This window comes from Rhodococcus sp. IEGM 1379 (assembly GCF_030056815.1).
GTDB lineage: Bacteria > Actinomycetota > Actinomycetes > Mycobacteriales > Mycobacteriaceae > Rhodococcus_F.
Genome location: NZ_JASHKR010000029.1, coordinates 1 through 20,005, shown reverse-complemented (window position 1 = coordinate 20,005; position 20,005 = coordinate 1). Strand labels below are relative to the sequence as shown.

At 60.7% G+C, this 20,005-nt stretch carries 22 protein-coding genes; 10 read left to right on the top strand and 12 right to left on the bottom strand.

Going from position 1 to position 20,005, the window contains the following annotated elements:
• Positions 1-2 precede the first annotated feature (2 nt).
• Genes tal through pgl form a run of 4 tightly spaced genes read left to right on the top strand, consistent with a single transcriptional unit; the run spans position 3 to position 4,317 of the window.
• The gene (gene tal, locus QM600_RS16910; RefSeq protein ID WP_283262654.1) at positions 3-1,127 is read left to right on the top strand and encodes a transaldolase; all 1,125 of its coding nucleotides are present in this window, start codon (positions 3-5) and stop codon (positions 1,125-1,127) included.
• Between the two features lie 4 nt (positions 1,128-1,131).
• On the top strand, positions 1,132-2,676 hold the full coding sequence (zwf, locus tag QM600_RS16905) for a glucose-6-phosphate dehydrogenase (RefSeq protein ID WP_283262653.1): 1,545 nt from the start codon (positions 1,132-1,134) through the stop codon (positions 2,674-2,676).
• Positions 2,676-3,584: a glucose-6-phosphate dehydrogenase assembly protein OpcA gene (gene opcA / locus QM600_RS16900; protein WP_243621809.1), complete on the top strand. Its 909-nt coding sequence runs from the start codon at positions 2,676-2,678 to the stop codon at positions 3,582-3,584. The genes zwf and opcA overlap by 1 nt, the downstream gene beginning before the upstream one ends.
• The gene (gene pgl, locus QM600_RS16895) at positions 3,577-4,317 is read left to right on the top strand and encodes a 6-phosphogluconolactonase (RefSeq protein WP_283262652.1); all 741 of its coding nucleotides are present in this window, start codon (positions 3,577-3,579) and stop codon (positions 4,315-4,317) included. The genes opcA and pgl overlap by 8 nt, the downstream gene beginning before the upstream one ends.
• Positions 4,318-4,325: 8 nt before the next feature.
• Here the strand turns inward: pgl and QM600_RS16890 are convergent, their stop codons facing one another.
• The gene (locus tag QM600_RS16890; RefSeq protein ID WP_283262651.1) at positions 4,326-4,451 is read right to left on the bottom strand and encodes a hypothetical protein; all 126 of its coding nucleotides are present in this window, start codon (positions 4,449-4,451) and stop codon (positions 4,326-4,328) included.
• Between the two features lie 170 nt (positions 4,452-4,621).
• Here QM600_RS16890 and QM600_RS16885 point away from each other — a divergent pair, with 170 nt between their 5' ends.
• Positions 4,622-5,542 carry an SDR family oxidoreductase gene (locus tag QM600_RS16885; RefSeq protein ID WP_283262650.1) on the top strand — a complete coding sequence of 307 codons (921 nt, stop codon included), beginning with the start codon at positions 4,622-4,624 and terminating at the stop codon, positions 5,540-5,542.
• A gap of 51 nt (positions 5,543-5,593) precedes the next feature.
• Here the strand turns inward: QM600_RS16885 and QM600_RS16880 are convergent, their stop codons facing one another.
• The 4 genes from QM600_RS16880 to QM600_RS16865 form a co-directional block, all read right to left on the bottom strand.
• Entirely contained in the window at positions 5,594-6,301 is a 708-nt protein-coding gene (locus tag QM600_RS16880) for a hypothetical protein (RefSeq protein ID WP_283262649.1), read from the bottom strand.
• Positions 6,301-7,350 (bottom strand): COG1470 family protein, encoded by a 1,050-nt coding sequence (locus QM600_RS16875; RefSeq protein WP_283262648.1) that lies wholly within the window; start codon positions 7,348-7,350, stop codon positions 6,301-6,303. The genes QM600_RS16880 and QM600_RS16875 overlap by 1 nt, the downstream gene beginning before the upstream one ends.
• Before the next feature lie 101 nt (positions 7,351-7,451).
• A complete protein-coding gene (locus QM600_RS16870; RefSeq protein ID WP_283262647.1) occupies positions 7,452-8,003 on the bottom strand; it encodes a hypothetical protein in 552 nt (183 codons plus the stop codon).
• A 198-nt stretch (positions 8,004-8,201) separates the two neighbouring features.
• Complete coding sequence (locus QM600_RS16865; RefSeq protein ID WP_283262646.1) at positions 8,202-9,113, bottom strand: hypothetical protein; 912 nt, start codon at positions 9,111-9,113, stop codon at positions 8,202-8,204.
• Between the two features lie 825 nt (positions 9,114-9,938).
• Between QM600_RS16865 and QM600_RS16860 the strand changes: the two genes are divergently transcribed.
• Positions 9,939-10,259, top strand: a complete 321-nt coding sequence (locus tag QM600_RS16860; protein ID WP_283262645.1) for a TfoX/Sxy family protein — start codon at positions 9,939-9,941, stop codon at positions 10,257-10,259.
• 207 nt (positions 10,260-10,466) lie between these two features.
• Positions 10,467-10,913 (top strand): hypothetical protein, encoded by a 447-nt coding sequence (locus QM600_RS16855; RefSeq protein WP_283262644.1) that lies wholly within the window; start codon positions 10,467-10,469, stop codon positions 10,911-10,913.
• 4 nt (positions 10,914-10,917) lie between these two features.
• On the opposite strand, the gene QM600_RS16850 is transcribed toward QM600_RS16855, so the two are convergent.
• Complete coding sequence (locus QM600_RS16850) at positions 10,918-11,391, bottom strand: ArsI/CadI family heavy metal resistance metalloenzyme (protein WP_283262643.1); 474 nt, start codon at positions 11,389-11,391, stop codon at positions 10,918-10,920.
• Between the two features lie 93 nt (positions 11,392-11,484).
• Between QM600_RS16850 and QM600_RS16845 the strand changes: the two genes are divergently transcribed.
• The 3 genes from QM600_RS16845 (at position 11,485) to QM600_RS16835 (ending at position 14,178) form a co-directional block, all read left to right on the top strand.
• A complete protein-coding gene (locus QM600_RS16845) occupies positions 11,485-11,844 on the top strand; it encodes an Rv2640c family ArsR-like transcriptional regulator (RefSeq protein ID WP_283262642.1) in 360 nt (119 codons plus the stop codon).
• A gap of 179 nt (positions 11,845-12,023) precedes the next feature.
• On the top strand, positions 12,024-13,481 hold the full coding sequence (locus tag QM600_RS16840) for an MFS transporter (RefSeq protein ID WP_283262641.1): 1,458 nt from the start codon (positions 12,024-12,026) through the stop codon (positions 13,479-13,481).
• 1 nt (position 13,482) lies between these two features.
• Entirely contained in the window at positions 13,483-14,178 is a 696-nt protein-coding gene (locus QM600_RS16835; protein WP_283262640.1) for a TetR/AcrR family transcriptional regulator, read from the top strand.
• 119 nt (positions 14,179-14,297) lie between these two features.
• Here the strand turns inward: QM600_RS16835 and QM600_RS16830 are convergent, their stop codons facing one another.
• The 6 genes from QM600_RS16830 to secG form a co-directional block, all read right to left on the bottom strand.
• Positions 14,298-14,465 (bottom strand): hypothetical protein, encoded by a 168-nt coding sequence (locus QM600_RS16830; protein ID WP_283262639.1) that lies wholly within the window; start codon positions 14,463-14,465, stop codon positions 14,298-14,300.
• Between the two features lie 64 nt (positions 14,466-14,529).
• Positions 14,530-14,670 carry a hypothetical protein gene (locus tag QM600_RS16825; protein WP_283262638.1) on the bottom strand — a complete coding sequence of 47 codons (141 nt, stop codon included), beginning with the start codon at positions 14,668-14,670 and terminating at the stop codon, positions 14,530-14,532.
• A 49-nt stretch (positions 14,671-14,719) separates the two neighbouring features.
• Complete coding sequence (locus tag QM600_RS16820) at positions 14,720-14,866, bottom strand: hypothetical protein (protein WP_283262637.1); 147 nt, start codon at positions 14,864-14,866, stop codon at positions 14,720-14,722.
• Positions 14,867-15,218: 352 nt separating this feature from the next.
• Positions 15,219-16,514: a PucR family transcriptional regulator gene (locus QM600_RS16815; protein ID WP_283262636.1), complete on the bottom strand. Its 1,296-nt coding sequence runs from the start codon at positions 16,512-16,514 to the stop codon at positions 15,219-15,221.
• 330 nt (positions 16,515-16,844) lie between these two features.
• Entirely contained in the window at positions 16,845-19,634 is a 2,790-nt protein-coding gene (gene ppc / locus QM600_RS16810; RefSeq protein WP_283262635.1) for a phosphoenolpyruvate carboxylase, read from the bottom strand.
• A 77-nt stretch (positions 19,635-19,711) separates the two neighbouring features.
• Positions 19,712-19,945, bottom strand: a complete 234-nt coding sequence (gene secG, locus QM600_RS16805) for a preprotein translocase subunit SecG (protein ID WP_094272797.1) — start codon at positions 19,943-19,945, stop codon at positions 19,712-19,714.
• Between the last annotated feature and the right edge of the window lie 60 nt (positions 19,946-20,005).

The following is a 20,005-nucleotide window of genomic DNA, read 5'->3' as shown; positions in this document are numbered from 1 at the left end:
CGATGACACAGAATGTGAACACCGAAAAGCTCTCCGCTGCAGGCGTTTCCATCTGGCTGGATGATCTTTCGCGAGATCGCATCCAGTCCGGAAACCTGCAGAACCTCATCGACACCAAGTCGATTGTGGGTGTCACCACCAACCCGTCGATCTTCCAGGCCGCACTCTCCAAGGGCTCGGATTACGACGCGCAGGTTCGTGAACTCGCCCAGAGCGGCGCCGATGTCGACGCCACCATTACGGCAGTCACCACCGACGACGTCCGCGCAGCGTGCGACATCCTGGCACCGCAGTTCGAGGCCTCCAACGGCGTCGACGGTCGCGTGTCCATCGAGGTCGATCCTCGCCTGGCTCACGACACCGATGCGACTGTTGCGCAGGCCATCGAACTGCACAAGATCGTGGATCGTCCGAACGTTCTCATCAAGATTCCCGCGACGCTGGCCGGCATTCCCGCCATCGCCAAGGTGATCGGTGAGGGCATCAGCGTCAACGTCACGTTGATCTTCTCGGTCGAGCGTTACGAAGCCGTCATGGGTGCGTACCTCGACGGTCTGGAGACAGCCAAGGCTGCCGGGCGCGATATCTCGTCCATCGAGTCCGTCGCGTCGTTCTTCGTCTCCCGCGTGGATTCCGAGATCGACAACCGCCTGAACGCCATCGGCACGCCGGAAGCTCTCGAGCTTCGCGGCAAGGCTGCTCTGGCCAACGCTCGTCTGGCGTACAACGCGTACCAGCAGGTTTTCGAGGTTCAGCCGCGATTCCAGGCTCTCCTCGCTGACGGCGCCAAGGCGCAGCGTCCGCTGTGGGCGTCCACCGGCGTCAAGAACACTGCCTACCCGGACACGCTCTACGTCACGGAACTGGTTGCACCCAACACGGTCAACACCATGCCGGAGAAGACGCTCGACGCGCTCGCCGACCACGGCGACGTCACGGGCGACACCATCTCCGGCACGGCAGCGGCTTCTCAGGCGATCTTCGATCAGCTTGTAGCCGTCGGCATCGATCTCACGGACGTGTTCAACGTTCTCGAGACCGAGGGCGTCGACAAGTTCGAGGTGTCCTGGAACGAACTGCTCGAGGCCACGGCCGAGCAGCTCCGCGTAGCAACCCAGAAGAGCTGAGCCAGTGAGCGATTCCGCGGCGGCAGCAGATTGGGTCAATCCCCTCAGGGACAGCACGGACAAACGTCTTCCGCATATCGCCGGGCCTTGCGCCCTGGTGATTTTCGGGGTCACCGGCGACTTGGCCAGACGCAAGCTGATGCCGGCAATCTACGACCTTGCCAACAGAGGACTGCTGCCGCCCGGATTCGCTCTGGTCGGGTTCGCCCGGCGTGACTGGACTGACGAAGACTTCGCCCAGGTAGTCCTGGACGCAGTCAAGGACGGTGCACGCACCAAGTTCCGTCAAAGTGTGTGGGAGCGTCTGGCCGACGGCATCCGTTTCGTCAAGGGCAACTTCGACGACGCCGAAGGTTTCACGAACCTCACTAACACGTTGGCGACGCTCGATTCCGAGCGTGGCATCGGCGGCAATCACGGCTTCTACCTGGCGATTCCTCCGGACGACTTCCCTCAGGTTCTCGAGCAGTTGTCGGCATCCGGGCTCGCCCAGGCCGAAGAGGGTCAGTGGCGACGCGTAGTCATCGAGAAGCCGTTCGGTCACGATCTCGAGAGTGCTCGTGAACTGAACGCAGTCGTCAACAAGGTGTTCCCCGAGGACACGGTCTTCCGGATCGACCACTACCTCGGCAAGGAAACGGTTCAGAACATCCTGGCTCTGCGTTTCGCAAACCAGTTGTTCGATCCGATCTGGAACGCGCACTACGTCGACCACGTGCAAATCACCATGGCCGAGGACATCGGTCTCGGCGGCCGCGCGGGTTACTACGACGGCATCGGTGCAGCTCGCGACGTCATCCAGAACCATCTGCTTCAACTGTTGGCGTTCACCGCGATGGAAGAGCCGATCAGTTTCGAGCCGCTCAACCTCCAGGCCGAGAAGATCAAGGTCCTCTCCGCCACCCGTCTCGCCGAGCCACTCGACGAGACCACTGCCCGCGGTCAGTACGCGGGCGGATGGCAGGGTGGTCTGCCCGTCATCGGACTCCTCGACGAGGACGGATTCGCAGCAGATTCCACCACGGAGACGTTTGCGGCCATCACCCTCGAAGTGGATACCCGCCGCTGGGCAGGTGTTCCGTTCTACCTGCGCACCGGCAAGCGTTTGGGGCGGCGTGTTACGGAGATCGCGGTCGTATTCAAGCGTGCGCCGCACCTACCGTTCGACAAGACCATGACCGAGGATCTCGGTCAGAACGCACTGGTCATCCGCGTGCAGCCCGACGAGGGCGTCACCATGCGATTCGGTTCCAAGGTTCCGGGATCGAGCATGGAAGTCCGCGACGTCAACATGGACTTCTCCTACGGCCAGGCCTTCACCGAGTCCTCGCCGGAGGCGTACGAGCGTCTCATCCTCGATGTCCTCCTCGGCGAGCCGTCACTGTTCCCGGTGAACGCCGAAGTCGAATTGTCTTGGGAGATCCTCGATCCCGTCCTCGAACATTGGGCAGCCGGCGGCAAGCCGGAACCCTACGAGGCCGGCACGTGGGGACCACCCTCAGCCGACGAGATGATGAACCGCACCGGACGCGAATGGAGACGGCCCTAGTGATTCTCGATTTGCCTTCCACCACAACGGTTCAGGTCAGCAAGAAACTGGTCGAGCTGCGTAAAACCGGCGGCGCGGTCACGTTGGGTCGTGTGTTGACACTTGTCGTCTGCACCCGCGACACCGGCAACGCCGAAGAAGCAATCGAAGCCGCCAACGAAGCAAGCCGCGAGCACCCGTGCCGCGTCATCGTGCTTCTGCGCGGCGACGAGCAAAGTGAACCTCGTCTCGACGCTCAGATCCGAGTCGGCGGCGACGCCGGTGCCTCGGAGGTTGTGGTGTTGCGCCTCTACGGTCCCCTGGCGGATCACGAGAGCAGCGTTGTCATCCCGTTCCTGCTCCCCGACACACCGGTCGTGGCTTGGTGGCCTCTCGAGGCTCCCGAGATTCCGGCCAAGGATCCGGTGGGCAAGCTTGCGATCCGTCGTATCACCGACGCCACGGGCGCACCCGATCCCACCGCCACCATCAAGGCTCGACTCGCGTCGTACACCGCGGGGGATACCGACCTGGCGTGGAGTCGCGTGACGTACTGGCGTGCACTTCTGGCGTCGGCGCTCGATCAACCGCCGCACGAGAAGATCGTCTCGGCAGTGGTCTCCGGCCTGAAAACCGAACCGGCACTGGATATCTTGGCCGGTTGGTTGGCTGCCAAGATCGACGGTCCGGTGTACCGCCGCACGGGCGAGCTGTGTGTCGAGATGAAACTCGAAACCCGCAGTATCTCCATCAGCAGGCCCCAGGAAGGCACCACGGCAACCTTGATCCGCACAGGTCAGCCGGATGCGCTTGTCTCGCTGGGTCGCCGCGAAACCCGCGATTGCCTGGCTGAGGAATTGCGCCGACTCGATCCCGACGAAATCTACGAAGAGGCTTTGGCCGGTTTGGAGAAGGTTACCTATGAGTGATGTTGTCGTAGAGAAGTTTTCGGACGCAGGACAGCTCGTCGATGCGGCGGCAGCACGACTGGTGGCAACTATCGTCGACGCCCAGAAGGCTCGAGGCTTCGCTTCCATCGTCTTGACCGGCGGCGGCACCGGCATCGCATTGCTCGAGAAGTTGCGCAAAGCTTCCGGCGACATCGACTGGGCGCAGATCGACCTGTACTGGGGCGACGAGCGTTTCCTTCCCGCCGGCGATCCCGAACGCAATGAAGTACAGGCGCGGGAAGCTCTCCTCGATCACGTCGCGGTCGATCCGGAACGTGTGCACCCGATGGCAGCGTCAGACGGCATCTACGAGGGCGATCCGCAGGGCGCAGCAACGGCATACGAGCAATTGCTGGGTGCGCAGGCACACGGAAATCAGGTTCCGACGTTCGACGTTCACCTCCTCGGGATGGGCGGTGAAGGGCACATCAACTCACTGTTCCCCGATACCGACGCCGTTCGCGAAGAATCTCGATTTGTTGTCGCGGTCACGGACTCCCCCAAGCCCCCGCCGGTTCGCATCACCCTGACGTTGCCCGCTGTCCAGCGCGCAAAAGAGGTGTGGCTGTTGGTCTCGGGCGCCGCAAAAGCCGAGGCTGTTGCAGCCGCCGTCGGCGGCGCCGCAGCTGTCGACTGGCCATGCGCCGGTGCCACCGGCTTGGTCGCCACTCGCTGGTTCCTCGATTCGGACGCTGCATCACAGTTGTCCTGATCTTCGATTCACACCGACTGGGAGTCGTCCTCGGGCGACTCCCAGATCGGCGGAACGTCTGCGGCGCGGCAGATGTCAGCCAATCGCAATGCCGCTAATCTCCCCGAGTTTCGACGCGATACAACCGAACTCATAGACGAAACACCATTTCTCCAGTGGGCACTCTGCCCCACGCAACGATTCATGTTCCCCCCGGTCCACGTTCTTTCAGTAGTCACAAACTTTGACGCGCCGTCGGCCCTTTCGGTTCCTCGAACGGTAGGAGGCCTTGAAACGAAACGGCTACTGCGAGAAGAATCAACCGATGACGTGGTCACCGAATGCAGATGCCCTGCGCGGGCGCGTAGCAGTTGTTGCCGGAGCAACCCGAGGCGCGGGCCGCGGCATTGCCGCAGCTTTGGGGGAAGCCGGCGCGAGCGTCATCTGTACCGGTCGGAGTAGTTCCACGGGCATACTTCAGTCCGACTATCCCCGTAGCGAAACCATCGAAGAGACTGCGACGCTGGTCGACGAGTTGGGCGGCATCGGAATCCCGATTGCTGTCGATCACCTCAAGAGCACTCAGGTGGCGCACCTGGCGGAACGATTACGCGCCGATTTCGGCCACATCGACATCCTGGTCAACGACATCTGGGGTGCGGAACTACTCAAGGGCGGCCCCGACGAGTGGAATACACCGGTCTGGGAGCACGATCTGGACAGAGGATTTCAGATCCTGCGCCTCGCCCTGGACACGCATATCATCACGTCGCACCATCTCTTGCCGCTGATGATCGACCGACCGGGCGGCCTGCTGCTCGAAATGACCGACGGCACTACCGAATACAACGCGTCGAACTATCGCATATCCGTGTTTTACGACTTGGCAAAAGTATCGGTGAACCGACTCGCGTACTCGCAAGGGCACGAACTCGCACTGTTCGGTGGTACCGCAGTAGCTCTCACGCCCGGATGGTTGAGGTCGGAGATGATGCTCGATAACTTCGGTGTCGCAGAATCGAATTGGCGACATGCCCTCGATCCGAAACGTGAAGGGCCAACCGCTCCCCCCGATTTCGCGCGGTCGGAATCCCCGCGGTTTGTGGGCCGAGCGGTTGCTGCCCTCGCAGCAGATCCGGAACGCGGCCGATGGAACCAGCGCTCGATCAGCTCCGGCGAACTAGGAATCGAATACGGTTTCACCGATATCGACGGCACCCGGCCCGATTTCTGGCGGACCGCCTGACATCGCCGGGAAAGCCGCCGCAACCGATCCTGCTGGTGCGGCGACTGCGGGTCAGTACACCGAGTGTGTGATGGTCAATGAGTAGTTGTCCGGTGCAACATCGGCGGGAATTTCGACTCCCACGTCCGATGTCCAGCGCGCATCGGGGCAGCTCTGCTGCGACGTCGCCACGGTCGTGGTCTGCGCTGTCAACGGCATGGTTCCATTCGAGGAACTGCATGCGGTGTCGAACGCGCGATAGTAGGAATCAGGGCCGGGCGTGAAACTGCCGCCGCCGCTGCCGCGCGCGTCCGTGGTCTTGACATCGACATTCCACCCCGTGGACCGGGGCCGGGTGTCCTCCACCTGGACCGTCATCTGTCCGCTCACGACGCTTCCCGGCTTCGGTGCCGCATTCAACACAAGCGGACCCGTCGACACTGTGAGTCCGCCGGCGTCCTCATGCTTGTCGACGGACTCGACGAGTGTCGCGCTCGTAGTCGGCGACACTGTGGTCGTGGGATCTTCGTCGGTGCTCGTTGCGGGCTCATCGGAATCGGGCGTCGGCACGCGAGTGCGTGTGGCCTTCGGCGTTGTTGTCACCGATGTTGCACTGGGGGTTGTCGTATCCGATTCCGATTCGATCGGAGTGGATGTCGCAGAGGTGGTCGACGACGTTGGCTCGGCCACCACCGCGGGGGCACTGGCAAGTACCAGCGCCCCAGCGGCGACGAGGCCAGCCAACAATGAAGCGGACCGGCGTGCGGATTGGGAATGCATCACGGCAGATCCGCCCCATGCGAACTGTCGCTGCGGTCAGACTGGCTTCCGGCTGCGGCACGGCGGCGACCGATCACAAAGAATGCGGCGGCGATCACCAAGACAAGTGCTGCAATCGCACCGAGGATCGCACCTAAGGACATCGAGCTGGATTCACTGACCGAATCACCAATTCCCTTGTCCGGGAAGGTAACTTCTAGCGACGACTCATGCTTGTTGAATCCGCTCTCCAATTTCACTGTTCCCTGCCAGGGCCCTGCAGGCAGGGCGGCGCTGTTCGGCAGAGCGAAGACAACCTCGCCGCCATCGCCCGGCACGATTGTTGTTGTACGTGCGCTCACCGTGTTTGCGGTAAGGCCACCCGGCCCGTCGGCGAGGTCCAGCGTGCCGGACACATCGATTGCCCGTCCACCGGTGTTTTTGATGTTAGCGACCACCGTTGCGTTGCCGTCGGCATCACGCTGCGGGGTGAGGCTCGAGATGGAGAAATCCGACGGCGGGCCGTTCCCCTCGCCAACAGAGAGGTAAACACGGACTCCGACTCGGGAGACAACCTGGACTTGATCGATGCTGTCAGCCGCCGGCTGGGTAGACGCCCAGATAGCTCCGAATTGCTCCGCCTCGGGGGCGTCGGCGGGCACAGCGATGGTGACGGTGACGTCTTGGGACTGACCGTCATCGAGTTGGAGTTCCGACTTGTCGAGGGAAATCCAGGAGGTCAACTCCGAATCCACGCCACGATTCTCCGGAGTGAATGCACCGTCGACGATCTTGGCAGAGCCGGCGTACACGTCCAGGGTGGCCGGCGCTCCGGTGTTGTTGGTGACGCGGACTTGATGCGTGATCGTGTTCCCGGGAGGAACATTGTCGGTGATGTAGATATTTGCGCGCGGGTCGTCCTTGAGACTGGTAGCCACGTCGAGAAGGGAAATCGTGACCGAACCCGATGACGCACCGCTGCCGTCGCCCTGACCTGGGTCAGCAAGCGCCACCGCGGGAGAGCCGATCATCAGAACGGTGGCGGCCAACAGAGCGAGTAGTGCACGCATAAATCACCTTCCATAGCTGTTCGGGGCGCCGCTCGTGGCGCCCCGAACAGTTGATTCTTGCCTGTGCCGACTACTGCTGCGCCGGCAAGGCAGTCCTGAAACTAGATTGCGGACAGCGTCAGCGTGGCCTTGTACTGTCCCAGTGCGACGGACGTCGGAATTTCGACGGACAGAGCATTGTTATTCATCACCGTTGCCGCCTCCAACCACGCTCCCGGACCGCGGTTCGAGCGCGTGATGACAACCGTCGGGGTGTTCTTGAGCTGAGTACTCACAATGGGGGCAGATCCTCCACCGATCAGCCCGTTCACGGCATTCGGCGTATAGGTGGCGTTGGTGGCCGGGATCTTCATAGCTGAATTCGACACATTAACGAAGTCGTCCAGTGCGAGCGAAGCATTCCATCCAGTCGTGCCACCGCGGGAGTCTCCAATCCCGAACAGGGTCAGGTCGCCCTTTGCCGTCGTACCCAGCGATTGAAGCGCGAGCGTGCTCACCGGGCCGCCAATAGTCACCGAGAGGCCGCCACCTGTTGCCGCGGTCACGGTGAAGTCGACAACCTGGCTGTCAGTAGCAGCATTCGCGACGGCGCCCGGGATCAGCAAGCCGGCGGTGGCGGCAATGGCCGCCGCGGCGATGAGAGTCTTACGCATGTTTCCTCTTCTCTTAGGCAATTCCGGAGACCTCCGGAGGCCTGATGTGGAGCGCTCGGGTCGCCATGATCTTCAATCGCGCCCCTACGGCCGACCCGAGCGGCCATGTGCGGGCAACTAGTCCTTGCAAATTTTCACGACAAAACGAATCGTGAACAGCTATCGAGGACGCCGCGGAAAGCCCGCGTCGAGCCGAAGTTACGAACCGAACCCGAGCGATCCGAGCGATCCGGACCCGAGTGATCCGAGCGATCCGGACCCGAGTGATCCGAGCGACCCTGTAGCGGGCGACTCAGCATTCGGAAACGTGATGTTCTTTGTGGACTGATTGGCGAAATACCCATTCTTCAAGCGAGCATCTGCCTTCCACGGACCGTTGGGCAGCGATGCACTGTTCGGGATTACGAACAGCACAGTTCCGCTTGCCCCCGCTGCCAGGGTGGTCGGCTGAGCCAGCACTGCCTCGAGCCACTGGCCGCCCGGTCCGTCGGTCAGATACAGCCTGCCGGTCATGTCTACGGAATGGTTACCGGTGTTGGTCACCGCGGCGGCAACCACGGCAGCGCCATCCGACTGACGCTGCGGAATGAGATCGGTGATCAGGAAATTTGCCGCCGGTCCGTTGGTGCCCCCAACTTTCACGTCCATGCGCACGCCCACCCGGGAATTGCCAATCGCGGCCCAGATCGACCCGTACAAGGTTGCCGACGGCGCAGTGGACGGAACCTTGATGGTGACCGTCACATACGCGAACTGGCCGTCATTCAGATGGACAGTGGGCTTGTCAACGCTGGTCCAGGCGGTGAGTGCATTTACTTCTCCCGCGTTCTCCACGTTGAACTTTCCGTCGTCCATATCGGCGGGACCGGCGTACACGGAAATGTCTTGGGCTGAACCGGCATTGTTGGTCACCCGCGCCTGCCGGGTGATCGTATCTCCTGGCTTGGGGGTCTCCACGATATACGGCTGTCCGCCGGGCGCATCGATCAAACCAATGCTGAACCTGTTTACGGGAATGTCGACAGTTGACTGCAATGGCAGCGCAACGGCCGCTGCGGGCGCGGCGGCAGCGAGTAGAGCAGCAGTGACCAGCGTGAGCAGGGTCCGCATGTAGGGCCTTTCCAAAGTTCCGACAATTGTCAGATTGAGGCACAATGACCTCTTCGCCCGACGATGCTAGACAATAACTGCATTTTGGACATCCGTCCATCATTTTGTGAAACTCGTCTGAAATGCCCACGAATCGCCACCATTGGACGGCACGGTTCGAACCTACGGCGGCGACTTCGAGCCCATTTCATGGTCACTCGCCCCGACCTTGCGACCTACTGTCGGGATTCGCGAGCACTAACTACACCCAGCAGTTGTCAGCCGGTTCTCATCACCCGTCGCAACGCCAGGTTCGGCGGGAATGTCACCACCTCGGCCGCACCGCGAACTACAGGCGAGCGTACGATAATTTCTCAAAGTTGTTGAATCCCTCGCAGTTACATCAATACGAGCGACGTCGTGGCGGTTCGAGCCATGGCCGAAGTGGATCGCTGCCGACGGTACCGCCACCTCCCAATGCCGCCCGCACCAGCAAAGTCCACATCGAGAGCATTGTCAGGCGCAGGGGCTACCGACCGGTCGATCGGTAGCGGTCACTGATCGAGTTGCCGTAGGGTCAGCTGCCCCAATCCCGGTATCCAGGCTGAACTACTATCGCAAGGTCGCCGAGAATTCGCAGGATGTCGCCGACGCTGGACGCGCCGCAGGATCCGAGAATCATTGCTACGCAAGCAGGTCATTGCCGAAAATTGGCCGGAAATAGTGAAAACGAGGAGCGAATTGCACAAAATCAATAGTTGCCTGACGCCGTTCCTTCAACTGGCGGTCTAGTCTGGACTCAGCACAGTGCGGCTATGTACTACGTCACAACCGAGGAGCAGCCCCGTGGCATACGACAAAGCCCTCGCAGAACGCATCCGCGACGCCCTCGAGCACGAGACCGGCGTCAGTGAAGTCAAGATGTTCGGTGGCCTGAGTTTCATGGTCGACGGACAGTTGGCGGTCAGCGCAAACTCACACGGAAACCTCATGGTCCGATGCGAACCGGACCGCGTCGACGAACTACTGACACACAAGGGTGCACATTGGGCCGAAATGCGGGGAAAGCCGATGAGCAACGGTTGGCTGGAAGTTGATCGAACCGGCACGAGTTCCGGTATCGAATTCGGCGCTTGGATCCGAGAAGCACTGAATTTTGCTCGATGACACCGCAACTCGACAAATCAAAAATTGTGGCTGCCTTCTGCGCTGAATGTCGAAGCAGCTGAGCGGATATTGCCAATATGGTCACAACGAGCTGAGCGGACTTTAGACTCCGAAATACGCTCGAGAGAAGCTCGACAGCGGCGCAAGAAATGGATGGTCCACCGAGTGACGTACTCACCGAATCGACCGTACGAACAGTATGCCGTCATGATTCCGCTGGAATTCCCATCGACTATGCCCAGCAATTTTCGGCCGAATCTGATCGTTTCGATTTGGGCCTGTACGGGCATCATCTTCGGAAGCGTCGGGCCGTGGATGACGAACCACACGTCAAGCCGGACCGGCCTTGACGAATGTGGCTCGATTACCCTCGTCCTCGGCATCTGTGCGGCGATTGCTCTGCTCACGCACCTTTTCCGCGGCATCACTCCTGAGGTGAAGAATCACTGGATAGGCCCCTTGGCCGGGGTCGCGGTATTGATCGTCGCCGGGGCCAATGCCGCAACCATCCTTCAACGGGGAATCGAAATCGCCGGAATGTCCGTCGTCCCGTCAATTGGATGGGGCCTGTGGCTGGTGAGCGCCTCGGCGATCGTTCTGTGCATCTCGTCGTCGACGGTTGCGCAACTTATCCGAGCACAGGCAACCGCCTAACCGATCAACAACAGGACGAACCGGTGGGAGCACTCACATCACCTTCGGTGGTGACGCAGCACGCGCTACCTGAAGCCACGACGTCGAGATGCGCCGGACTGGAACCAAAGGTCTCGGAGTCGGCCAAGACCGTGTAGACCTCCCACTTCTCCCCGGCCGGTCCGGTGACCCACACCTTGTCTTGCGTCGCGAAGCAGCAGGTCGTGCCGATTTCCTCGTCGGTGAACAGACCTTCGTCCGTCAGCCGGGCGATCTCACTGTGCACAGTTTCGCTGGATTCCACCTCGACGCCCAGATGGTTGATGGTCCCGCCAGTTCCGGGGTTCTCGAGGAGGACCAGTTTGAGTGACGGCTCGTCGATCGCGAAGTTCGCGTAGCCCGGCTTCAGTTTCGCAGGCTCGGTGTTGAACAGTTTCGAGTAGAACGTCACGGCCTGATCAAGGTCGTCGACATTGAGGGCAAGTTGAACGCGGGACATGGAAACCTCCACCTGTGTGACATATGTCGAATTACCCATTCAGTATGCTCTACCTTTTTGACGTATGTCAAGAAGGTAGAGCACAATGGACGCATGCCCAAGGCCCTGCCTGTCATCGACACAACCGCACCGATCTGCTGCTCCCCCGTCGCAGCCGGCCCGATCTCCGATGACGCCGCACTACAGGTGGCCGTCCGACTCAAGGCACTCGCAGACCCAGCACGCATCAAGCTGATGTCGATATTGCTGACACATTCCGACGGCGAGGTGTGCACCTGCGACCTCGCCGAGAGCGTCGGACTGAGCGAATCGACGGTCAGTCACCATTTGGGTCAGCTGAAAAGAGCCGGCATGGTAATCGCCGACAGACGGGGAATGAACGTCTATTACCGAGCGCGCCCCGACGCCCTGGAAGCCCTCCGCCTTGTCCTGGATCCCAACTGCTGCAACTGATTCGAGGTTTTGACGGCTAACCTACTTGCCGTCCGGTTCAGTACTCACCCTGTCGCCTCAGTCCTGAACCGAACGGATACACGTGGCAACGGCCGCAAGTACCAGAATGATGATTCCGCTTACCGTGCTAATCTCCCAGAAGCGGAATTCCCATTCCGCTTCGCAAGAGGAGCAACGCTATGAACGAGACGCCGCTGCACAAAAATGCAGCCGTTCCCTACCAGCTCATCTATCTGGTACTCGCGCTTGCCATTACGTCCTACTCGTTGTTGCAGTCACTGGTCGCGCCGGTACTGCCACTGCTACAGCAAGACCTACACACTGATCGAAATACCGTCACCTGGATCCTGACGGCCTACTTGCTCGCCGCGGCCGTCGCCACCCCGATCCTCGGTCGGATCGGCGATATGATCGGCAAGAAGAAGGTGCTGACCGCAGTAATGATCATCGCCTGCGTCGGTTCAATTCTGGGGGCATTGGCATCGTCGATCACCGTCATGATCGTGGCCCGAGCAATTCAAGGAATCGCAGGCGGCGTCATCCCCTTGGCGTTCGGGATCATTCGCGACGAATTCCCCCGACACAAAGTGACCGGAGCGGTGGGTGTCATATCTGCGTTGATCGGCGTCGGAGGCGGCCTAGGCCTGGTATTGGGTGGTCCGATCGTCGACACGCTCAACGCGCACTGGCTGTTCTGGATTCCCGCTATCGCCCTCGGTGTCGCCGCAATCGTGACACACCTGATCATTCCCGAGTCCCCCGTACGAACTCCCGGGCGCGTGAGTTGGATTGCGTCCGTGCTGCTCTCGTCCTGGTTGATTGCATTGCTCGTCGCAATCAGTGAGGCTCCCAAGTGGGGTTGGGCGTCGAGTCCAGTTCTCGGCCTGCTCGTTGTGGCTACCGTTCTTGCAGCGCTCTGGATGAAGAATGAATTACGCAGTGCCAGTCCGTTGATCGACATGGCAATGATGCGCATCCCCGCAGTGTGGACGACGAACCTGGCGGCCTTGCTGATCGGCATCGCAATGTATTCGATATTCGCATTCGTACCGGCTTTCCTCCAAGGAACATCGGAAGCCGGCTACGGTTTCAATTCATCGATCACCGAATCCGGTTTGATCGTGTTGCCCCTTTCCGTGGCGTTCCTTCTTTCCGGTATCGGGTCTGGTGGCCTGTCGCATCGTTTCGGAGCGAAGGCAGTACTGGTGGGCGGTTCTGTAGCCGCATGTGCGTCGCAGTTGATCTTGGCGTTCGCACACTCGGAGATCTGGCAGGTTGTGCTGTCGATGCTGCTGATGGGCGCCGGTTTCGGCCTCGCCTTCTCCTCGATGTCAGGCATCATCGTGCATGCAGTTCCCTCACATCAGACGGGGTCGGCCAGCGGCACCAACGCCAACATTCGCACAATCGGTGGAGCGATAGGTTCAGCAATGATGGCCAGCGTCGTAACCGCGCACCTACTGCCGGACGGACTTCCCGCTGAATCCGGTTACACCACAGGGTTTGCCATCCTGTCCGTCGCCAGCGCACTCGGTGCCGCCGCGGCACTGCTCATTCCGAAGGAGCACACGCCCATCGCGATTCCGAATGACGCGCAACGCGCGGACGCGACGAGCACCGCTACTATTTCGAACTGACATGGCGACACAGAAGACTACGAGTGACAAACCGCTCCGCAGTGACAAACCGCTCCGCAGTGACAAACCGCTCCGCGAGGACAAACCGCTCCGCAAGGACGCGGCAGAAAACCGCCGACGGATCCTGGATGCCGCGGCTCAGGTATTCTTCGCATCCGGCCTCGACGCAGCTGTTGAAGAAGTTGCCCGCGTTGCCGGTGTCGGCGTCGGCACGTTGTATCGACGGTTCCCCAGCAAGCAGGCTCTGATCGATGAATTGGTCGGCGAGATGAGGCTGGGTTTGGCTGCTGCAGCTCGCGAGGCGACGGGTCGAGAGGACGGGTCGGGCCTCGAAGCGCTGGTGCTCGAAACCGGCAAACTCCAGTCGGTGCAGTGGGCGTGCCTGCCCCAGTTGTGGGATCACTCGAATGCAGAACCGGATGCTCTCGAAGAGTTTCGCACCCGCACCGCCGAGCTCCTCACTAGCGCCCAGCGGTGTGGTCGCATCCGAAGCGATATCACTCCCACCGACATCACCATGTTGTTCTGGGCGCTGCGAGGCATCAGTGAGACATCGCATTCCGTTGCACCCGAAGCGTGGCGGCGTCACCTGGAGATCCTGTTCGCCGGAATGCGGCCGGTGGTCGACGGGCCCTTCACCGCACCATTGCAGGCGAAGGCCCTCTCTGCCGCACAGGTACGGAAGATCAACAGGTAGGTCGTCAGCCGATTTAGTCCTGAAGGATTTCACTCGGTGAGCGAACAATATCCTTCAGAAGCACGAAAGGGCCTAAGCCCGGTGCAATACCGGATTCAGGCCCTTTTCGAGTGTGGTTCCTAAGCAGTGCTGCCCAGGCTCGCTGAGTCGAAGCTGCCTAGTCCGGTGCTACCGAGACCGCTGCTGCCGACGCCGCCCATAGCGAGTGCGTTACTGCTTCCCGCGCTGAAGAGCTGGACAATTATGTTGATGACAACGGGGTCACCGGTGAGCGGAATTGTGGGCACGGAGTGACCTGCTTTCTGTTTCGCGAGTAAATACGCATGTGAGCGTGTGGGACGGCGGTGATTGTCAAGATCCGCCGAGACTGCTGAATTGAACACTTCCGGCGCTGCCGAACGACACCACTGAGCCGTTGCCGAAGCCGAGTGCCCGGGAAAGAGAGCCGAAGTCGATTGCCAGGCTTCCCTGGAGGTACTGACCGTAGTTCACGTTAATTCCTGTCTGCGCCGCGGCGGGGTTATGCGAGCGGGTGAAGCGATTAGGGTGCGGGCGGCGTGGTGGTGCCGCCACCGCCGCCGAAGAGATCCGAATTATCGGTGTACAGGAAGCTGCTACCCGCGTTGAACAACTGCAAGACAGTGTTCATAACGACGGCCAATGCGCCTGTAGTTGGTGAGGAAATCATAAGTTTGCTCCTGGTTTCAGCGGGGGCCGTGGCAAGGCCACCCCCCAAGTTGGGGGGCTAGAGCAGGGTCCTGCGCGAAGGATTTCGCGCAGGACCCCGAAACGCGTCTCTAGATTCCGACTCCGCCACCGTCTACCGAACCGGTGTTGCTGCTGCCAGCATTAAATACCTGAAAGATGGTGTTGAGGAAAGCACCGAGAACTGCGTTTGCCTGGCCGTTGTTCATGTAGATCCCCTTTGTTGTTACCGATTTGCGCGGTGATTCGCACCACACTTTTATAACCCGTTTCCGGGCGGGAAAGTGGGGCCGAAGCGCCAAGAGTGGATAGTTACTAGTGAGCTATGTGAGGTTTCACAATTTCGCTGGACGAATGTCCATATCGGTGCTGGCGAAGGCCAGCGAGATCATTGCGGCACGCAGTTTGAGCAGCTCAGAGGGCAGAGTCGGGTCCAATCCGGTCAGGTGAGCGATGCGCTTGATGCGGTTGTCGACGGTGTTCGTGTGCAGTCCCAGCGCCGACGCGGTGCGCTGCCTGTGCTGGTCGTTCGCCAGGTGCACCGAAAGCGTCTGCAGCAACTCCGGGTTGCTGTCGAGCGGCTTGAGCAGGTTGATCAGGCTGTCACGGCCTGGGCCGTTCCGAGTCAGCTGATACTCCAGCGCGAGGTCCTCCATCCGGTATGGACGGGCCGGCAGCCTCAGTCGCCGGACGAGGTGGGCCAACTCGCGGGTAGTGGCCTCGGCGGCTGAGATGTCCTCGAGAGCCGAGTTCTCGCCGATAGCCGTGATCTCCACCCCGATCTCGTCCTTCGCCTGTCGGATTACCTCACACACCGATCCCCAGTGGGGCGTTCCCTCGATGAGCACCAGCCCACGTTGCGGTGCGGGAGCCTCCAACAGAGTCACCCCGAAGTGGGCGGCGATCTTGGCTTGTACTGCAGCCAAACCGCGGTAGGCCTGCAATCGGTGGTGTGCACCGTCCTTGGCCCCCGGCCGCGGCCGCGGCAAGCTCACAAGGAGCCGCAGTACGAGATAGCTGGGTGTGAGCTCGATGCCCATCTGCAACGCGAGCTGAGTGGGATCATTTCCGTCCAGCATCGCTTTGACGAGAGCGCCGACCGAGTACTCCTCCAGCTCCACACCGGTGGGCATCGCAGCCAGATAGCTAACCGACACGAACGAGTGAAGTCGCTGCGCGAGTGCGAACAGGAGGTGGTTGAGCTCCTTGAGATTCGCGGAATCCTCGGCCTCCGCGCGGCTGAGGATGAGGTTGCGGAAAGCTGTAACGCCCTCGTCGGTCAGAGCGAGAATGGCACCGAGCGGGACCCCTTTACGTGCCTGACGGACAGTCAGGGTGTGAATGCTGCCCAGGTCGGCGTCGGTAGGTAGTTTCTTGTGGTCCATGAGCTGGATCGTCAGTTGCAGACCCTGCTCGGTCGCCGCAACCAAGTCCTCCTGCACGGATTCCATGTGGAAGGACTTGAACATCGGACTCTCGCGGGAGAAGTGATTCACAAGTTCGGCCGCCAGCGGGACGAAGTCGCGGACAACTGCGGAGGCGGGTTTACCTCCCAGCATGAGCGGCCCCGGGGTTTTCGGCAGCGCAGGAGTATTCAGCAGAGCAGGGTTGTTCAGCAGAGCAGGGGACATTGCGGGCGGACCTCCTCTAGACAAGTACGTCGCATGGCGCGATGGCCAGCGGCTCGGCGCGTTACGGAGTGCGGAACCCGCTGCGGTGAACGATTTGATGACCGATTCACCGCTAACGTCCGCCGTTCCCGATTACGCCAGGCGTTGTGATGTCTACCACATGAACGGGCGTCCAACTGTGAAATGGACCAATGAGTAATCGAACGAACTATCCCGATAGATCCGGGTGAGGTAGCGGTGAAATTACCCGGTGGATCGACAAAGCTGTCCGTCGTGTCGTCATCACTCTGCGCCGACAATCATGGGTCGGTTGAACACCCGCCAGCCGACCTACCCGCTGTTACGCAGCGCCGTCGCCAAACCGTTCATCGTCAACTGAATACCGCGCCGAACCTGGTCGCCCTCATCACCAGATCGGTAACGCCTGATCAACTCCACCTGCAGGTGATTGAGCGGTTCCAGATACGGGAAGCGATTGTGAACCGAACGTTCGAGACCAGAATTGTCGGCAAACAGGTCGTCGTATCCGGTAATCGCCTTATACATACGAATGGTGCGCTCGTGCTCCTCGGTGATCATTCCGAAGACCCGATCACGCAGTTCGACGTCGGGAACCAACTCGGCGTACCGAGCAGCTAGTCCCATATCGGATTTCGACATCACCATCGCCATGTTGGACAGCACAGTGCGGAAGAACGGCCACTGCTCGTACAAACGAGCGAGCGTCGCGAGGCGATTGGGATCGCTGTCGATCCATCGCTCGAAAGCCGCACCCGTGCCGTACCAACCGGGGAGCATGACGCGAGACTGGCTCCAAGACAGCACCCACGGAATCGCACGAAGGTCGGAGATCGCCTCGGTCTGCTTGCGTGAGGCCGGCCGGCTTCCGATATTGAGCGCACCGATCTCGGCGACCGGCGTCGACGCCTCGAAGTACTGAACAAATCCTGGTGTGTCGTGAACTAATTCGCTGTACGCGCTACGAGCCAAAGCAGCCAGTTCATCGAGGACCGCATAGGCTTCGTCCGCGCCACTGCCGAGTCCTTCGACATCGAGCAGGGTCGATTCGAGAGTCGCCGCGATCAGAGTTTCGAGGTTGCGATGCGCCAATCGAGGTTCCGCGTACTTGGCTGCGATCACCTCGCCTTGCTCGGTGATGCGCAGCGAACCGGCGACAGCCCCGGGAGGCTGAGCGAGAATCGCCTCGTAGCTGGGTCCACCGCCACGGCCGACGGTTCCACCGCGGCCGTGGAAGAGCCGCAACCGGATTCCGCTCTTTCGGGCGGCCTCTACCAAATCGAGTTCCGCGCGGTACAACGCCCAGTTGGCAGCGAGATATCCGCCGTCCTTGTTCGAGTCGGAATACCCGAGCATCACTTCCTGACTCTCACCCCGCGAAGTGACGATGGCTCGGTAGATCGGGATATCGAGCGTGGCCAACAATGTCGCGGCGCCGCCCTGCAAGTCCTCGATCGTCTCGAACAGCGGAACGATGCCGATGGGGCATGACGGATCGCCTCCGACACCGGGGTCCAGCACTCCCACCTCTTTGAGCAGGACCGCGGCCTCGAGCATGTCACTGACGGAGGTGCACATGCTGATGATGTAGTTGGGAACGGCGCCGGCTCCCAGAACTCGCACGGCGTTGGCGCCAGCCGCCATGATCGCCAATTCCTTGGTGGTCAGTTCGGAGAACTCCGCGTCCGGAGAAGTGAGCGGTCGCCTCGTGGCGAGTTCGGCGGACAGCAGTTCCACACGCTCCGCTTCGGAGAGCGACGTGTAGTCCGGATGAACGCCCGACCACGCGAGCATTTCAGCGACAACACTCTCGTGAACGTCGGAGTTCTGACGCATATCCAATCCGGAGAGGTGAAACCCGAACACCTCCAAAGCTTCTCGCAGACGTTCGAGTCGATCATCGGCGATGGTCGCATCACCGTTGCGGCGCAGCGACGTATCGATGATCGAAAGGTCGCGTTGCAGTTGCGCGGGTTCGGTGTACGCGTCGAGTCCGTCGTCGGACCCATGTGCGGGCAGCTCCCCCAACACGGAAATGCCGGTGGCGCTGAGCCGTCCCCGAATACCACGAATTGCGCGGCGGTAGGGCTCATCAGCACGGAAGGCGGAATCGTCACCCGACTTCGATGCAAGGAGGTCCAATTCCGGTGTCACCGACACCAACCGAGCCGACATCGACAGTTCACGTTCGAGATGCTCGAGTTCAGCCAGGTGGTGCTCGATCGCGGTGGCCGCAGCCCGAGTCGTAGCGCGCTGGACGATCTCCCCCGTCACATACGGATTACCGTCACGGTCGCCGCCGATCCAGGAACCGGGACGCAGTATCGGTTCACGCAACAGATCGGCGTCGGGCCAGCGACCTCGAAGTGCTTTGCGCACTTCGGCATTGATCTTGGGAATGACCTCGAACAGGGCCGCGTCGTAGTAGCGCAAGCCCACTTCGATTTCATCCTGAATACGCAGGCGCGAGAGACGAATGAGCGCAGTTTGCCACAGTGTGAGGATCTGGCGACGCAAATCCAAATCAACGTCCGCGGTTTCGTCGACGCTCAGGGATGTGCGTTCACGAAAGCGCATCAACTCCGTAATGCGGGACTGGGTCTCGAACACCGTCCGGCGCCTGGTCTCCGTCGGATGAGCAGTGATGACTGGTGACACCAGCGCCCCTCGCAATGCGTTCTCGACGGTCGCCGAATCGATATCTGCACCGTCGAGCTTTGTGTAGGTGGCGGCAAGAGTGCTGTCACGCGGAGGCTCACCGGCGTTGATATGAATAGCGCGGCGACGCTCACGGTGGATGTCCTCGGCGAGATTGGCGAGCAACGCAAAGTGGCTGAACGCTCGAATGACCGGGATTGCATCATCGGTGCTGATTCCTGCGAACAGTGATACCAATTCTGCGCGGTCAATTTCGCTGCGACGAACCCGGAACGATTCCACCCGGGCACGCTCGACGAGATCGAAGACGGCATCACCGGCTTGTTCCCGAACAATTTGCCCCAGAATTCCTCCGAGAAGCCGAATGTCCTCGCGCAGTGGCTCAGTGGCTTCACGTGGTGTTTCACGCGGATGGTCTGTGCGCTGGGCGGCAAATTCAGTCATTGCTCAATTATCGGCCGAAACACAGAACCCCGCTCGATGGCGGGGTTCTGTGGCAAAAACGTGATGCGGAAGAGAAATCAGGCGAACTTGATCTCCAGGCCGATGCCGATGATCGAAATCAGCCAGATCAGGGCGGTGAAGACCGTCAACCGATCAAGGTTCTTCTCGACAACTGTCGATCCGGACAGGCTGGATTGGACACCTCCACCGAACAGACTCGACAAACCGCCACCCTTAGCGCGATGCAGCAGCACCAGCAGAATAAGGAGCAAGCTGGTGACGACCAGCAGGATATCCAAGAACAGTTTCATGTCTGTCTACGTCCACCAATCCAATAGGGACAACTACAACCGATAACACCATACAGGCGC

Coding starts and splice junctions, on each gene's coding strand:
- tal (WP_283262654.1), top strand. CDS start 3: ATGACACAGAATGTGAACACCGAAAAGCTCTCCGCTGCAGGCGTTTCC.
- pgl (WP_283262652.1), top strand. CDS start 3,577: ATGAGTGATGTTGTCGTAGAGAAGTTTTCGGACGCAGGACAGCTCGTC.
- QM600_RS16890 (WP_283262651.1), bottom strand. CDS start 4,451: ATGAGTTCGGTTGTATCGCGTCGAAACTCGGGGAGATTAGCGGCATTG.
- QM600_RS16885 (WP_283262650.1), top strand. CDS start 4,622: ATGACGTGGTCACCGAATGCAGATGCCCTGCGCGGGCGCGTAGCAGTT.
- QM600_RS16880 (WP_283262649.1), bottom strand. CDS start 6,301: ATGCATTCCCAATCCGCACGCCGGTCCGCTTCATTGTTGGCTGGCCTC.
- QM600_RS16875 (WP_283262648.1), bottom strand. CDS start 7,350: ATGCGTGCACTACTCGCTCTGTTGGCCGCCACCGTTCTGATGATCGGC.
- QM600_RS16870 (WP_283262647.1), bottom strand. CDS start 8,003: ATGCGTAAGACTCTCATCGCCGCGGCGGCCATTGCCGCCACCGCCGGC.
- QM600_RS16865 (WP_283262646.1), bottom strand. CDS start 9,113: ATGCGGACCCTGCTCACGCTGGTCACTGCTGCTCTACTCGCTGCCGCC.
- QM600_RS16855 (WP_283262644.1), top strand. CDS start 10,467: ATGATTCCGCTGGAATTCCCATCGACTATGCCCAGCAATTTTCGGCCG.
- QM600_RS16850 (WP_283262643.1), bottom strand. CDS start 11,391: ATGTCCCGCGTTCAACTTGCCCTCAATGTCGACGACCTTGATCAGGCC.
- QM600_RS16845 (WP_283262642.1), top strand. CDS start 11,485: ATGCCCAAGGCCCTGCCTGTCATCGACACAACCGCACCGATCTGCTGC.
- QM600_RS16840 (WP_283262641.1), top strand. CDS start 12,024: ATGAACGAGACGCCGCTGCACAAAAATGCAGCCGTTCCCTACCAGCTC.
- QM600_RS16835 (WP_283262640.1), top strand. CDS start 13,483: ATGGCGACACAGAAGACTACGAGTGACAAACCGCTCCGCAGTGACAAA.
- QM600_RS16820 (WP_283262637.1), bottom strand. CDS start 14,866: ATGATTTCCTCACCAACTACAGGCGCATTGGCCGTCGTTATGAACACT.
- QM600_RS16815 (WP_283262636.1), bottom strand. CDS start 16,514: ATGTCCCCTGCTCTGCTGAACAACCCTGCTCTGCTGAATACTCCTGCG.
- ppc (WP_283262635.1), bottom strand. CDS start 19,634: ATGACTGAATTTGCCGCCCAGCGCACAGACCATCCGCGTGAAACACCA.
- secG (WP_094272797.1), bottom strand. CDS start 19,945: ATGAAACTGTTCTTGGATATCCTGCTGGTCGTCACCAGCTTGCTCCTT.